This window comes from Flavobacterium proteolyticum (assembly GCF_015223105.1).
In the GTDB taxonomy this organism is placed as follows: Bacteria; Bacteroidota; Bacteroidia; order Flavobacteriales; family Flavobacteriaceae; genus Flavobacterium; species Flavobacterium proteolyticum.
On the sequence record NZ_JADFTZ010000001.1, the window covers coordinates 1,121,923 to 1,137,414 of the forward strand.

General features: G+C 33.0%; 11 protein-coding genes. 9 read left to right on the forward strand and 2 right to left on the reverse strand.

The annotated features are described in order from the left end of the window. The first annotated feature begins 1 nt into the window (after position 1). The 5 genes from IM755_RS04895 to IM755_RS04915 all read left to right on the forward strand — a co-directional run bounded on the left by IM755_RS04895 (position 2) and on the right by IM755_RS04915 (position 4,225). Complete coding sequence (locus IM755_RS04895) at positions 2-544, forward strand: hypothetical protein (RefSeq protein WP_194094174.1); 543 nt, start codon at positions 2-4, stop codon at positions 542-544. After that, the gene (locus IM755_RS04900; protein WP_194094176.1) at positions 531-1,451 is read left to right on the forward strand and encodes a geranylgeranylglycerol-phosphate geranylgeranyltransferase; all 921 of its coding nucleotides are present in this window, start codon (positions 531-533) and stop codon (positions 1,449-1,451) included. Before IM755_RS04895 ends, IM755_RS04900 begins: the two co-directional genes overlap by 14 nt. Positions 1,452-1,479: 28 nt before the next feature. Next, entirely contained in the window at positions 1,480-2,373 is an 894-nt protein-coding gene (locus IM755_RS04905) for a pseudouridine synthase (protein ID WP_194094178.1), read from the forward strand. A 157-nt stretch (positions 2,374-2,530) separates the two neighbouring features. Next, positions 2,531-2,890 (forward strand): nuclear transport factor 2 family protein, encoded by a 360-nt coding sequence (locus IM755_RS04910; RefSeq protein WP_194094180.1) that lies wholly within the window; start codon positions 2,531-2,533, stop codon positions 2,888-2,890. A 105-nt stretch (positions 2,891-2,995) separates the two neighbouring features. Next, positions 2,996-4,225, forward strand: coding sequence for a hypothetical protein (locus tag IM755_RS04915; RefSeq protein WP_194094182.1), 1,230 nt, complete (start codon positions 2,996-2,998; stop codon positions 4,223-4,225). On the opposite strand, the gene dusB is transcribed toward IM755_RS04915, so the two are convergent. Then, complete coding sequence (dusB, locus tag IM755_RS04920) at positions 4,222-5,217, reverse strand: tRNA dihydrouridine synthase DusB (protein ID WP_194094184.1); 996 nt, start codon at positions 5,215-5,217, stop codon at positions 4,222-4,224. The genes IM755_RS04915 and dusB overlap by 4 nt on opposite strands. Positions 5,218-5,374: 157 nt before the next feature. Between dusB and lepA the strand changes: the two genes are divergently transcribed. From lepA to IM755_RS04940, 4 genes are all read left to right on the forward strand, one after another. Next, positions 5,375-7,171 (forward strand): translation elongation factor 4, encoded by a 1,797-nt coding sequence (gene lepA, locus IM755_RS04925; RefSeq protein WP_194094186.1) that lies wholly within the window; start codon positions 5,375-5,377, stop codon positions 7,169-7,171. 127 nt (positions 7,172-7,298) lie between these two features. Continuing rightward, positions 7,299-11,588 (forward strand): T9SS type B sorting domain-containing protein, encoded by a 4,290-nt coding sequence (locus tag IM755_RS04930; RefSeq protein ID WP_194094188.1) that lies wholly within the window; start codon positions 7,299-7,301, stop codon positions 11,586-11,588. A 60-nt stretch (positions 11,589-11,648) separates the two neighbouring features. Continuing rightward, positions 11,649-12,914, forward strand: a complete 1,266-nt coding sequence (locus IM755_RS04935) for a Y-family DNA polymerase (RefSeq protein ID WP_194094190.1) — start codon at positions 11,649-11,651, stop codon at positions 12,912-12,914. Continuing rightward, entirely contained in the window at positions 12,905-13,342 is a 438-nt protein-coding gene (locus IM755_RS04940; RefSeq protein WP_194094193.1) for a LexA family protein, read from the forward strand. The genes IM755_RS04935 and IM755_RS04940 overlap by 10 nt, the downstream gene beginning before the upstream one ends. Positions 13,343-13,393: 51 nt before the next feature. Here IM755_RS04940 and IM755_RS04945 read toward each other — a convergent pair whose 3' ends face one another. Continuing rightward, positions 13,394-15,457, reverse strand: a complete 2,064-nt coding sequence (locus tag IM755_RS04945; protein ID WP_194094195.1) for a peptidylprolyl isomerase — start codon at positions 15,455-15,457, stop codon at positions 13,394-13,396. Positions 15,458-15,492: the final 35 nt, after the last annotated feature.

The window sequence follows — 15,492 nt, forward strand, 5'->3', positions numbered from 1 at the left end:
AATGGAATTATTTCTATTTGGATACAATCTATTAACTGCATATTTATTTGGATATGCAGTTTTTTTTATAGTTTCTAACCTTTTTAAAAATCAAAAATTAGTAGATTTTGTTGGTTTTTCAGAATCCCTGGTTCCTGTTTTCGGATTGTTAATTGCTTTTTTATTAATGCTAGGTTTTGTTTCTGTTTTTTATGAAGACTTTTTTTCGATTGGATACACAACTTATAGTTTTCCTGGTCAAAAATTATTTCCAAACATTTATGTTTATTCCATTTTAACAGCTTTATGGTTTCTTTTTTCCACGCAATTATTCAGAATCAATAGAGTTAAAAATTCTATAATAATTAAATCTATACTTGTATTATTCTTTATTTTTGAATTTGATTGGGTTTTAATTGAAATAGAAGAATTCTTGAAATTAAGAGGACCAAAATCATATTTTTCTTTTTCTGAATTCGGAATAGGAATTTTTAAAAAGATATTGGTTTATCTTGTATTGAGTTTCATATTATTTAAATTCTTTAAGAAAAATGCTAACACGTAAATCCAAATTAGTTCTTACTAAAATCTTCAGCTTCTTTTCTGTGATTAGAGGATACAATATTTGGGTGGTGGCGTTAGCGCAATATCTTTCAGCTATATTCATCTTGGCTCCCGAAAAACGAGCATTAGATATTATTCTTGATTGGCGTTTATTTTTAATCGTGGTTGCTTCTACTTTAACTATTGCTTCGGGTTATATCATCAATAATTTTTACGATGCGAAAAAAGATTTAATCAATCGCCCTAAAAAAGTCATGATTGACCGTTTGGTGAGTCAGGAAACCAAGTTGAAAGTGTATTTCGGAATTAATTTCATTGTTGCTTTGTTGATGTTTTTCATTTCATGGCGAGCGGTTTTGTTCTTTTCGACTTATATTTTCCTAATTTGGTTTTATTCGCACAAATTGAAAAAAATGTTCTTGGTTGGAAACATCACAGCTGCAGTTTTAGCAGTTTTGCCTTTCTTCGGAATTTTGATGTATTACAAGAATTTTTATCATGTCATTTTTGCTCATGCAACTTTCTTATTATCGCTGATTTTAATTCGGGAATTAATTAAAGATTTAGAAAATATCGAAGGTGATTTAATTGCCGATTACAAGACGATTCCTGTTGTTTTTGGTGAAAAAATGGCGAAATCTATTATTTCTGTTTTAACGATTTCTACTCTAATTCCGGTTTATTTTTTAATTGAAATATATGATGTAGGCTACATGGATATTTACTTCTATTTAAGTTTGATTGGTTTGTTATTTTTTACCTTGCTTTTATGGAAGTCGACTTCTAAAACGGAATACCTAAAACTACACTTTTTATTGAAGTTTATCATTGTTTCAGGGGTTTTTTGCATTGTTTTAATCGAACCATCGGTTTTAATTCATGGCAAAAAATTGATTTCAGCATATTAGTTATATCTTTGCAAAAATTGTTTATAATATGTCACGTCATCAAGATAGCGATAAAAGTCGTCCAGGTTCAGGAAGACAAGGAGGTTACAAAAAAGATAGTAATTCAAGAGGAAATGCGCCAATTCGTAAAGCGCCTTCAAAGTTTAAAACCAAACCAGAAGCAGCTAAAGATGCGCCTAAAGCTCCAAAATCTCCGAAAAAACCATCTAATCCAGATGAAATTCGTTTGAACCGCTACATTTCTAATTCGGGAATGTGTAGCCGAAGAGATGCGGATATTTACATTCAAAGTGGAAATGTAAAAGTAAACGGTGAAGTAATTACCGAAATGGGTTACAAAGTAAAATTAACCGATACTGTTCAGTTTGATGGTGTTAACATTACGCCAGAAAAGAAAGAATATATCTTATTAAATAAGCCAAAAAACTTTTCTACAGCAGGAGATGATTCGCAAGGTTCAACTAATGTTTTAGATTTAGTTCGAAATGCAACTAAAGCTAAATTACAACCTGTGGGAAGAATGGACAAAACCACAACTGGTTTGTTGTTGTTTACCAATGATACTGAAATTATTCAAAAATTCACTGCTCCAAACCAACGTTCATCGAAAGTATATCAAGTTACTTTGGATAAAAACTTAAAATTTGAAGACTTAGAAAAAATTCAAAAAGGATTAACGATTGATGACCACAGAGTTTATGTGGAAGAAATCACTTATATCGAAGATCAGCCAAAAAGTGAAATCGGTTTGAAAATGAAAACGTCAAACGTAAAAATCGTTCGTAGAATTTTCGAACACTTAAAATATGATGTTTTAAAAGTAGACCGCGTAACATTCGCAGGTTTAACTAAGAAAAATTTACCAAGAGGCGATTGGAGATTCTTAACCGAACAAGAAATCATCAACCTTAAAAATGCTTAAACGTATTTTTTGAAACACATAGGCACATTAATTTTTTCTTTGTGCCTTTTTTTTAAATTTTTCACAACGCTATGTTTTCTATGCAGAGTGAAACGACTTTTTTTAAAACTATGAAACCTATATGTCTATGTGTTTCAAATAAAAAATAGTGTTATCTATGCCAAATCAACTACAACAAATCGCCATTAAATGGTTCGATGCTTTTAATACGAAAAACTTAGAAAAATTATTAGAATTATACGATAACGAAGCCCAACATTTCAGTCCGAAATTAAAAATTCGTCAACCTGAAACTAATGGGTTAATCATTGGAAAAGAAGCCATGCGCGTTTGGTGGCAAGATGCTTTTGATAGATTACCCACATTGCATTACAAAGTAACTTCATTAACTGCTAACACCGACCGAGTTTTTATGGAATACACACGTCAAGTAGCAGGTGAAGCCGATATGTTAGTAGCTGAAGTTTTAGAAATTAAAGAGGGAAAAATTGTGTTTTCTAGGGTTTATCATGGGTAGAAAATAGAAGTTTATTTTTGAACTTATTTAGAGTTTTTAATCCTAATTCCAACCTTTTTGTAAAATAAAGCATCTATATAGTTATGCAATTTTCTATATTTGATTATGATTAAAAAAGTTTTCCTTCTTTTTCTCTTTTTTCAATTGGGTTTTGGTCAAAAAGTCATCAATGATTCTTTGATTTCAAAATTCGAAAAAGATCTTGTGTATAAAGCAATTGAAGTTTCAAAACTTCCAGATTTAAGAAATGATACTTTGTCAGATTTTTATTTTAGATTAAATCATACAGATTTAATGATTGATTTATATAAAGATAATTACGGAAAATTAATCTTAAAATCCACACAGTATTTTGTTAAAGAAAAGAGTAATATCGTTAAAGACACAATAATCTTTACAAAATTACACGATTCAAACATCGCAAATTGGTTATATACTAATGTGTCGAATTCAAAATTAGAAGATATGATTCCAGCCAAAAATGATAGTTTTGGAAAAGCTGGGGTTTTTATGAGTGATGATTATTACCTAGAATTTTCTAATAAAAAACAATACATAATTAAGTCATTTCGTTTTTCAGATTTAGATACAATTTCTGAAAATTATTCTTTAAAAGATCTTATTAATGACTCGTTTGAAAAAATGGAAATTGAAAAATTAAAAAAGGAATTTCGTGAAGATTTACCCGGAGGTTTTTCTTATTTAAAGAAAAATGGATATATGTTTTACAAACTTCATAATTCTTTTGTAATTCTTGATTACCTTGGAGATTATAGATTGCCATTCGGTTTTATTAGTTATTATTATGTCAATAAAATCGCTAAGAAAAGGTTTAATTTAGGTGTCTCAATCAATTATCAAGTTGGTTTTAATGGGAATTCAAGTGTTAAGACCTATGTTAATAAATACAATTTATTTTCAGATAATAGATCTTATTCTGATTTAATTAGATTTTCTTATGAGAAACACGATTTAGATTATATAAAATCGGTTGAGCAATTTGAAAATTATAAAATAAACTATGCTTTTTCAATTTATAAATATTTCAATTTAGGAATTTCTTACAATCAACTTGTGATCGATTCAAGATTCAATGGTCTGGATTTATCAATAAGTAAAAATATAGAGTCTATAGAATTGAAACCTTATTACGAAATTAACTTATATGAAAATCATTTAACCAATTATGTTGTAGGTGTTTCAAAAACAATCAAATTTAATATTCATGAAAAGTCAATCAGAATATACTCCAATTTGTATTATGAAAAATTGTTTGACTTTAAAAGTCTAAATTTTTCATTGCAAATACCGCTTCTGAATTTTGGATTGAATTAAATTTGATGTTGATAATCCGCATACACTTGCTCAATCTCAGTAAACACATCTAATAATTGATTGATGCCATCTGTGGTAACCAATTTTTGTTTATACTCTTTAAAACCGTGAATGCCTTTGAAATAATTGGTGTAATGACGACGCATTTCGTTGATACCTAAACGTTCGCCTTTCCATTCGATACTCCAAATTAAGTGATTTCTTGCGGCTTCAATTCGGTCGTTCATACTAGGTGGTGCTAGTTTTTCTCCTGTGGCGAAATAATGTTTAATTTCATTAAAAATCCAAGGATAACCAATCGCAGCACGACCAATCATCATGCCGTCTAAACCGTATTTGTTTTTGTATTCCAATGCTTTTTCAGGAGAATCGATATCGCCATTTCCAAAAATTGGCATTGTAATTCTCGGATTTTCTTTCACACGCTGAATGTGAGACCAATCCGAATGACCTTTGTACATCTGTGCTCGCGTTCTGGCATGAATCGTTAAAGCTTGCACGCCAATATCTTGTAAACGTTCAGCAACTTCATCTATATTAATCGAATTTTCATCCCAACCTAAACGCGTTTTTACAGTAACAGGTAAACTTGTTCCTTTGATAACAGCTTTCGTTAAACGAATCATCAAATCTACATCTTTTAAAACCCCAGCGCCGGCACCTTTACAAACGACTTTTTTTACAGGACAACCAAAATTGATATCCACTAAATCAGGTTGAACGGCATCCACAATTCGCGATGACATTTCCATAGCTTCTTCATCACCGCCAAAAATCTGAATTCCCACCGGACGTTCGTAGTCGAAAATGTCTAATTTTTGTTTACTTTTCATCGCATCACGAATCAATCCTTCTGAAGAAATAAATTCAGAATACATCAAATCAGCGCCATGTAATTTACATAAACGACGAAATGGTGGATCGCTCACATCTTCCATTGGGGCTAATAATAAAGGAAAATCAGGTAGTATGATGTTACCAATTTTAGGCATGGTGCTTCAATTTTTTTGCAAAAATACAAATTTTTGTTGGTTTCAAGTTTAAGGTTTCAAGTTTCGGCCTTATAAATCAAAACTTTGCTTTATATTTGCAGATTAATTGTTCGAAAGAATTGCTATTGAAATTTGAACTTGACATTGAACTTGAAGAATGAAACACATTAGAAATTTCTGCATTATTGCACACATTGACCACGGAAAAAGTACGTTAGCCGACAGATTGTTGAGTGCTACACAAACGGTTTCGGCTCGCGAAGAAAAAGCTCAGTTACTAGATAACATGGACTTAGAGCGCGAACGTGGGATTACCATAAAAAGTCACGCCATTCAAATGGAGTATAAATATAAAGGCGAAGATTATATCTTAAACTTAATTGACACTCCAGGTCACGTGGATTTCTCGTATGAGGTTTCTCGTTCTATTGCGGCTTGTGAAGGTGCTTTGTTGATTGTTGATGCAGCGCAAAGTATTCAGGCACAGACGATTTCGAATTTATATCTGGCGTTAGAAAATGACTTGGAAATTATTCCTGTTTTAAATAAAGTGGATTTGCCAAGCGCTAATCCTGAGGAAGTTAGTGATGATATTATCGATTTATTAGGATGTAAATTGGAGGATATTATTCACGCTTCTGGAAAAACAGGTTTTGGTGTTGAAAATATTTTGGCAGCTATTATTGAAAAAATTCCAGCACCAAAAGGTGATCCAAACGAACCCCTTCAAGCCTTGATTTTCGATTCGCATTACAACCCATTCAGAGGAATTGAAGTAATTTTCCGTGTACTTAACGGAGAAATGAAAAAAGGTCAGAAAATTAAATTCATGGCGACTGGAAATGAATATTATGCAGACGAAGTTGGGACATTGAAATTAAATCAAGTGCCGAAAAATGTAATTTCGGCTGGAGACGTAGGCTATTTAGTTTCGGGAATTAAAGAAGCAAAAGAAGTAAAAGTAGGAGATACGATTACGGATGCTAAAGAACCAACAAAAAATGCAATTCAAGGATTTGAAGATGTAAAACCAATGGTTTTCGCCGGAATTTATCCTGTAGATACAGAAGATTACGAAGATTTGCGTGCTTCGATGGAAAAATTACAATTGAACGATGCTTCGTTAGTTTTTCAAGCGGAGAGTTCGGCGGCATTAGGATTTGGTTTCCGTTGTGGATTCTTAGGAATGTTACACATGGAAATTATCCAAGAACGTTTAGAGCGTGAGTTCGATATGACGGTTATTACAACTGTTCCTAACGTTTCGTATCATGCTTTTACTAAAAAAGAGCCTGATACGATTTTAATCGTTAACAATCCTTCGGATTTACCAGAACCTTCAAAATTAGATAGAGTAGAAGAACCTTATATCAAAGCAACGATCATTACAAAATCTGATTTTGTTGGAAACGTAATGAGTTTGTGTATCGAAAAACGTGGTTTAATTACAAATCAAACCTATTTAACAACTGAGCGTGTTGAGTTGAATTTCGATATGCCGTTAGCGGAAATTGTATTTGATTTTTATGATAGATTAAAAACAGTTTCTAAAGGATACGCTTCTTTTGATTATCATCCAATAGGAATGCGCGAATCAAAATTAGTGCGTTTAGATGTATTGTTAAACGCACAACCAGTAGATGCACTTTCGGCTTTAATTCACGAAAGTAATGCTTACAACATTGGTAAAAAAATGTGTGAGAAATTAAAAGAATTAATCCCAAGACAGCAGTTTGATATTCCAATTCAGGCTGCCATTGGAGCAAAAGTAATCGCTCGTGAGACTATTAAAGCGTTAAGAAAAGACGTTACTGCTAAGTGTTACGGTGGAGATATTTCTCGTAAACGTAAACTTTTAGAGAAACAGAAAAAAGGAAAAAAACGTATGCGTCAGGTAGGAAATGTAGAAATTCCTCAAGAAGCATTTATGGCAGTTTTGAAATTGAATGATTAACGATAAGTTATGTAATTAACAGAAAGTTTGAATATTATTTAATATTCAAACTTTTTTTGTTTTAATAATATTTGATTTGCCTTTTTTGATTATATTTATATCAATGATTTTAAACCCCATGAAAATCTTGAAAAACTTACTTTATATATTCGCCTTTTTGTATTCAACTTGTATCTTTTCTCAAGGAATAACAGTTGACAATACTACTAATACGCCAGCTGATTTGGTTAATTTACTTCTTGGTAATTCATGTGTTGAAGTTTCAAATATTTCGGTTTCTTCCACTCAAGCCGTGGCTTATTTTAATCAAAATGGATCTAGTTTCCCTATTTCTGAAGGTATTATTATTAGAAACGGAGTGGCGACTTTTACACAAGGTCAATATTCTGGTGCTAATTTGAGTAGTTCTGTCACGAATTCAGGGGATGCTTTTTTACAAACTTTAAGCAATACTAACGGCGGAACAAGTCCAATTGTGAATGCCGAATTTTTAGAATTTGATTTTATTCCGCTTTCGAATAGTTTTAGTTTTAATTTCTTATTCGCTTCAAACGAATATGGTTTCTATCAATGCGAATTCAGTGATGTTTTTGCTTTTGTTTTAACCGATTTGTCTTCTGGAGTTTCAACAAACCTCGCTGTAATTCCGGGTACAAGTACACCAGTTTCGGTAACTACAATCAGAAATAGTATTTACAACGATCCTTCGAGTCCAAATAATAGTTGCGCTTCAGTAAATCCAACTTTTTTTGGAACATATAATGTTGGGAATACAACTTCAGCATTAAATATGAGAGGGCAAACAGTGGTTATGAATGCCTCGTCAGGCGTAGTTCCTAATACACCATATAGGATACGTTTGGTGATTGGTGATTATGCTAATTCAGGTTTTGATTCAGCAGTTTTTATAGCTGCAGGAAGTTTTACTACGACTTTAGATTTGGGTTTAGATCAGATTATTTGTTCGGGAGATGAAGTTGTTTTGAATACCAATTTAGATAATACTTTTACTTATACTTGGTATGAAAATGGAAATCCTATTCCAGGGGAAACAAATTCTACTTATACAGTAACTCATGCCGGAACATATACAGTTGAAGCAGTTAGAGGAACTTGTGTAATTACAGATACAATCGTCTTTACAGATTTGGTTGTAACAAGTCCGTCTGACTTGCTTACATGTAATACAGGAGCGGCAACATATAATTTTAATCTTGCTTCAAATAATGAATCTACTTTAGGAATTGATACCACTATTTACGATGTTTTTTACTATGAAACACCTGCCGATATTGTTGCTAATAATCCAATTCCTAGTGCGAATTTGACTTCTTACCCAAGTGCAGGTGCTCAAACAATTTACATTAAAATATTTAATACGGTTTCAGGTAATTTCTGTGATGCGGAATATTCTTTTGATTTGATTGTTAACAATGCAGCGGTTGCAACTGCACCTAGCCCAATTTCAGTTTGTGAAGGGCAGGGAAGTACTAATTACACTTTTACTGCTACAACTACAAATGAGGTTTTAAATGGACAATCGCCAGCTAATTATACAGTTACTTATTATAATTCAGTTGGAGAGGCGGCTTCTGGATCAAATCCAGTAACGTCTATTACAATTCCAAACGGTACTACTACAGTTACTGTCGGAATCCGAGTTCAAGATAATTCAAATCCAAATTGTTTTGATGTCACTTCTGTTGTTATTACAGTTAATCCGTTACCATTAGTAGATGATATTCCAGATCCAATTGAATGTAGTCAATTTACCTTGCCAACAATTGTTAATGGAACCTATTATCTTTTGCCAGGTGGTCCAACAACGCCAGGTCAAGTGCAATTTAATATTGGAGATATTTTAGTAGATGGTGGAACGTACTATATTTTTGCTGGTCCAGATGCAAATGGCTGTACTAATGAATCTAGTTTTAATTTAACATTGATTGATGAATATGTTCCGCAATTAGATCATTGTGGGCGATTTGTGGTGCCATCACCGCCTGAAAATATTGGAAATTATTATACGCAGCCAGGTGGTCCATCAGGTACCGGTGTTATTGTTCCAGCAGGAACAGAATATTTGAATGCAACAGCAGCAACTATTACACAAACTTTATATTATTATGCAGAGGTAAATGGTGTGTTTTGTAGAGATGAGCAATTTATTTTCTTTATACATCCAGTACCATTGGTAGATGATCCTGCGGATGTTACAACATGTGATTCTTATGTTTTGCCACCATTAACTAACGGAAATTATAACACAGATCCAAATGGAGGAGGAATGGCTTTGAATGCAGGAGATGTTATTAGTGTTGCCGGGCCAAATTTCCCAGGAACCTACTATGTAGTTAATTCTTTAGCGCACACAACAAGTCAAGGTTTGCCAGGAACTTGTATTGAGTCTAATGATATTGTGATTAATTTAGTAGATACTACATTATTTTCTACGGTTTATGCGTGTTCTCAACAAGGGTATGTTCTGCCTCCAGTTACATTTGGGGGCTATTTTACAGGTCCTAATGGGTCTGGTGTTTCGGTAGATCCTAATATTCCAATAACATCAAACCAAGTGGTTTATTATTTTACAAATACATCTGTTTTGCCTAATTGTACTAGCAATTTAAATTACAATATTGTTATTCATCCCACGCCATTAGTTGACGATATTCCAGATGGACCTCAATGTGGAGAATTTGTTCTACCTGTTTTGTTAAATGGAACATATTACACATTGTCAGGCGGTCCGACAGCATTTGGACAGCAACAATTATTTGCTGGTGACATTATAGATTTATCTGGAACTCATTTGAATCCTGGAACTTATTATGTCTACAATGAACAAATATTTAATAATCCAGATGGGTCAACTACATTATGTTCCAATGAAGATTCTTTTACCATAAGTATTAATCCGTTCCCTGCTGCAGATAATGTATTCAGTAGAACAGAATGTTTGCCTTATTCTATACCAACACCAGTAAATGGAACTATTTATACATTGCCTGGTGGTCCAAGTGGAGGAGGAACTGTTGTTTCTTCAACTCAAGTTTTTGATGCTACTCAAACCTTTTATTTGTATAATATTGATACAGCGACTAATTGTGAAATCAATCGTCCTTTCACGATTACTTATAATGGTATTAATTTACCTGATTATCTTGATGAGCTACATTGCGAATTTGAAAATTATCAATTGCCAACATTAACACATGTGGCGCCAACACCTTTTAATTACACCATTGGTTATTTTTATGCTCCTAATGGAGTAAATCCTGTGCCGCCAGGGACCATTTTTAATACACCAAATACGACTACAACAATTTATGTTTACGCAGTAAATGGAGATAGAATTATCTGTACACAAGAAGATAGTTTTAATGTTGTTATTTCTGAAACGCCAAATTTAGCTACTTTAGGATTGGTTTTCGATAATGAAGAATGCGGAACTTATGTGTTGCCAACGATGCCAACAACAACGTATAACATTGGTTATTATTCGCAATCAGGTGGTAATGCTGCTGATTTAATTACGAATTTGAATATCACAACTCCTGGAACTTATACGTATTATGTGTACGCTTCCGCTATTGGTAATCCAAATTGCAACGACGAAATTTCTTTCACATTCACAGTTCATCCTCTTTTAGATAGATCGATTCAAGGCGGAATTATCTGTGTGGATGCTCAGACAGGTGATGTGTTACGAACCTTTACTATGGATTCTGGTTTAAATCCTGCATTTTTTACTGTAAATTGGTATTTGAATGGAACTTTAATGGGAACTGGTCCAACTTACACTGCTTCACAAGCAGGAGTTTATACGGTTGAATTTATCAAACTAACACCAGATGTAGGAGCTAATTGTAATTACGCTACAACAACAGTAACTATTGTACAATCGAGTCCAGCTGTGGCTGATTTTACAGTAAGTACTCCGTTTGAAAACAATACTTTCATTACAGTGAATTTAACAGGCGGATTCGGAGATTATTTATATCAATTGGTTTATCCGGATGGAAGCGTCACTGAATATCAATCGAGTAATGTCTTTACAAATTTACCAACCGGAGCATATTACGTAAATATTTATGATATTTTAGGAGGATGTAATCCAACAATTGTAGGTCCAATTTATATTATTAATTACCCTAATTATTTTACACCAAATGCGGATGGAGTCAACGATAATTGGAATATTTGGGATTTAAGCCATCAACCTGATGCTGTGATTTCTATTTTTGATCGTTATGGTAAATTCTTGAAGCAAATGTCTCCTGCTAGTACAGGTTGGGATGGAATTTATAATGGTGAAAAACTGCCTTCTACCGATTATTGGTTTACCGTTGAATATTTGCCTCAAAATGGAACTACAAAGCAAATTTTTAAAGCTCATTTTTCTTTGAAACGATAATTTATTAACATTAACAATTGACTCATTTTCTTTTTGTGAAAGTTGAAGTAACTTTACAAGATGTATGCTTTAGTCGATTGTAATAACTTTTACGTTTCATGCGAACGTGTTTTCCAACCTCAGTTAAATGGCAAGCCTGTTGTGGTATTGTCTAACAATGATGGTTGTATCATTTCGCGTAGTAACGAAGCCAAAGCATTAGGAATTCCAATGGGCGCGCCTGAATTTCAAGTTCGCGATTTGATAAAACAACATGATATTCGCGTTTTTTCTTCCAATTATGCTTTATATGGCGATTTGAGTCATAGGGTAATGAAAATCTTAGAAAATTATACGCCAAATGTTGAGGTGTATAGCATCGATGAAGCTTTTTTGAATTTTTCAGGAATGACAATTCCGGATTTTAACGCGTATGGTGCCGAAATCCAACACAGAATTTTGAAATGGTTAAGTATTCCAATCGGAATCGGTTTTGCTCCTACGAAAGCGCTCTCGAAAGTAGCTAATAAAATTGCTAAGAAGTTTCCAGAACGTACAAAAGGGGTTTATGTAATTGACACCGAAGAAAAACGAATCAAAGCCTTAAAGTGGACTAAAATTGAAGATGTTTGGGGTATTGGTTTCCGTCTTACCAAAAAAATGCAAGCTAAAAATATCAAAACGGCTTATGATTTTACACTTCCGTATAACGAAGCCTTTATTCGTAAAGAAATGGGAGTGGTAGGAATGCGTTTGAAGTATGAATTGGAAGGGAAATCAGTTTTAGAAATGGAAGAACCTAAGGCAAAGAAAAATATCGCTGTAACGAGAAGTTTCGAGAAAGATATTACTGATTTTAATGAACTCAAAGAGCGAGTAGTGACTTTTGCAAGTGTTTGTTCTGAGAAATTACGTAAGCAAAACTCGTGTTGTAATGCCGTTATTTTGTATTTGCGAAAAGATAAATTTAAAGCTAATGGTGAAAAGTATAGTTTTTATCGCATGCAAACTTTATCTTTTCCTTCCAATACTTCTTTTTCAATTAGTCAAACCGCTATTATGATGTTGAAAGATTTGTATCAAGAAGGAACCGCTTACAAAAAAGCAGGTGTTATAGTTTCAGAGATTGTGCCTTCTTCTCAACGCCAATTTAAACTTTTTGATGAGGAGAATCCCAAATACCAAAAACTTATGGAAGTTATGGATGCGGTTCAAGCGAAAACAGGTGAACGTAAACTTAGATTAGCGTCACAAGATTTAAAACGCACTTGGAAGATGAAACAAAACTATTTATCCAATCGATATACAACGAATTTTAACGAATTACTAGAAGTAAAATGCAAGTAAATCCAAAAATAACTTTCTTTATTCCTGATTTTGAAAGTCCAATAGAAACTTCATTCATTTCGAGCGAAATTAAAGCAGGATTTCCATCACCAGCAGCTGATTTTGAAGAATCAAAAGTAAGTTTAGATCACTTATTGATTAAAAATAAAGAGGCAACCTTTTATGCAAAGGCAAGTGGAAATTCTATGATAGGTGCAGGGATTGATGATGGTGATATTTTAGTAATTGACAGAAGTCTTGAACCAAGAAATAATGCGGTTGCAGTTTGCTTTATCGATGGAGAATTTACAGTAAAAAGAATCAAGAAGACAGATGAAGCTGTTTTTTTAATGCCCGAAAATCCAACTTATGTTCCCATTCAAATAGAACCACATAATGAATTTATAATTTGGGGTATTGTTACTTATGTTATAAAACAAATTAAATAAAAAAGGCTATCACGATTTTCGGATAGCCTTTTTTATTATATGAAATTCTTCTTAAAAGTTAGCTCTGTTATCTTTAATCTCAGCTTTATCTTTTAAAGCTGTATAAGCTTTAGAGATAGCGTATGATTGATTTTGAGTTCTATCTTGAGTAATGTAAGTTGCGTAACTTGGTGCTTCAGGTGCTTTAGTTACAGCTTTAGCTCTAACCATAAACATACCTGAATTTCCTTCAATAACTTCAGAAGTTTTACCTGCAGCTAATCCAAAAGCTTTACCTACAACTTTAGGTTCATTACCGATATTAGGAATAACAGGCATTTTTAATGAAACTCCCATAGCAGGTTGAACAGAAGCTCCAGAAGCTTTTGCAACTGCTTCTAAAGAAGCGCCACTCATTTTTTTCTTGATAATTTCAGCTTTTTTCTGGTTTCTGATAATTGGTTCAACTTGTTGTTTTGCTACGTCAATTGGTAATAATCCACTTTCGTTTCTATCTTTTAATTTTGCAATAACAAAACCTTGAGGAACTTCAAAACGTCTAACATCACCAATTTCTGTATCTTTATTGAATGACCATCTGATGATTTCTCTTTGAGAACCAACTCCTTGAACGTATTCGTCAAATCCTTTTAAGTTTGTAGCTGGAATTAACTCTAACCCTGCTTTTTTAGCTAAAGCTGCAAAATCTGCATTTTCATTAGCATCAGCTTCTAATTGACTTGCTTTTGTATAAATAGCGTCAATAGTTGCCTCAGATGGTTGAATTTTTTGAGCTACAGTTCCCATTAAAACAGCATCATATTTATCGGTAACTTTAATTACGTGGAAGCCAAAATCAGTTTCAACAACACCGATAGAGCCTACAGGATTATTGAATACGAAGTCGTTAAATTTAGGTACCATTTGACCTGGGGTGATATTGTCATACTCACCACCATTATTTTTAGATCCTGGATCGTCTGAGTTTGTCATTGCTAACATAGCAAAGTTCCCTGGATTTGCTTTTGCTTGAGCTAATAAGTCATTTGCTAAAGCTTGAGCTTCTTCTTTAGTTCTAGTAGCAGTAGATTGAGGAGCCCCTTTGTAAGCTAATAAAATATGACTTGCTTTTGCGCTAGCATTTCCTTTTTTAGCAATCATTCTAGAAATACATTGGTGTCCATTAAAAACGTATGGTCCATAAACACCTCCAACAGGTAAGTTGAATAATGCTTCTTGGTAATCAAGAGGTAAATCTTTTTTCGCTAAATAAGTAGAATCAAATTTAATATCTGAATTAGCATTTACAAATTCTCCAATATTTGCAACTGCAACTGAGTCAAATTTTACTTTAACATCACCAATTGAAGATAACATTGCTTGTTCGTCTTCTTTTGATGGTTTGTTTTCTACTAAAACGAAATCAATACTTGTTGTATTTTCAGATTTATATTTCTTAGGAGATTTTTTCATAAAGTCGATAATCTCAGCATCAGAAACTTTTACTTGATCATCATTTACTGTTGAAAAAGCAACAGTTACATATTCGAAATCAACTTTATCGTTTTCTAATTTGTATTGGAATTTACCTTCTGCTTTAGTAGTGTAAACACCAGACTTTATCATAGTGTTGTACATTTGCTCTACAGCATATCTTTCAATATTTTTTTCAAACGTTTTCCACTCTGTCCATTGTGTTTGGTCTGGAGCATTTTTGATTCCTTTCAAAAATTCTTTGAATTTATTTTCGTCAAATTGACCAGCAGCATTCAAAAATTGAGGGTTTTGAGCTAAGTTAGGATTTTGTTTGATAACGTTAATTAATTGTTCGCTACCAATTTTTAAGCCTAATTTATCGAATTCTTCTGTAAGGATAATTCTTCTAACTTCTTGTTCCCAAGCGCTATTCATTGCTTGAGTAGTGCTGGTACCTTGACCTTGTTTTTCAATGTTTGAAACATTTTGCATAAATTCTTGTGCTTCAATGTCTGTCCCATTAACCGAACCTACATCGTTAGCTCCAGTGCTAAATGTACCACTTTGAATTACATCTGCTAATACAAATGAAAACAATGCTAAAGCAATGATAATAATTAGGAAGAATGAACGTTGTCTAATTTTAGATAAAACTGCCATTTTTATTTGTGTTTAATTTTTTTCAGAGGGCGAAA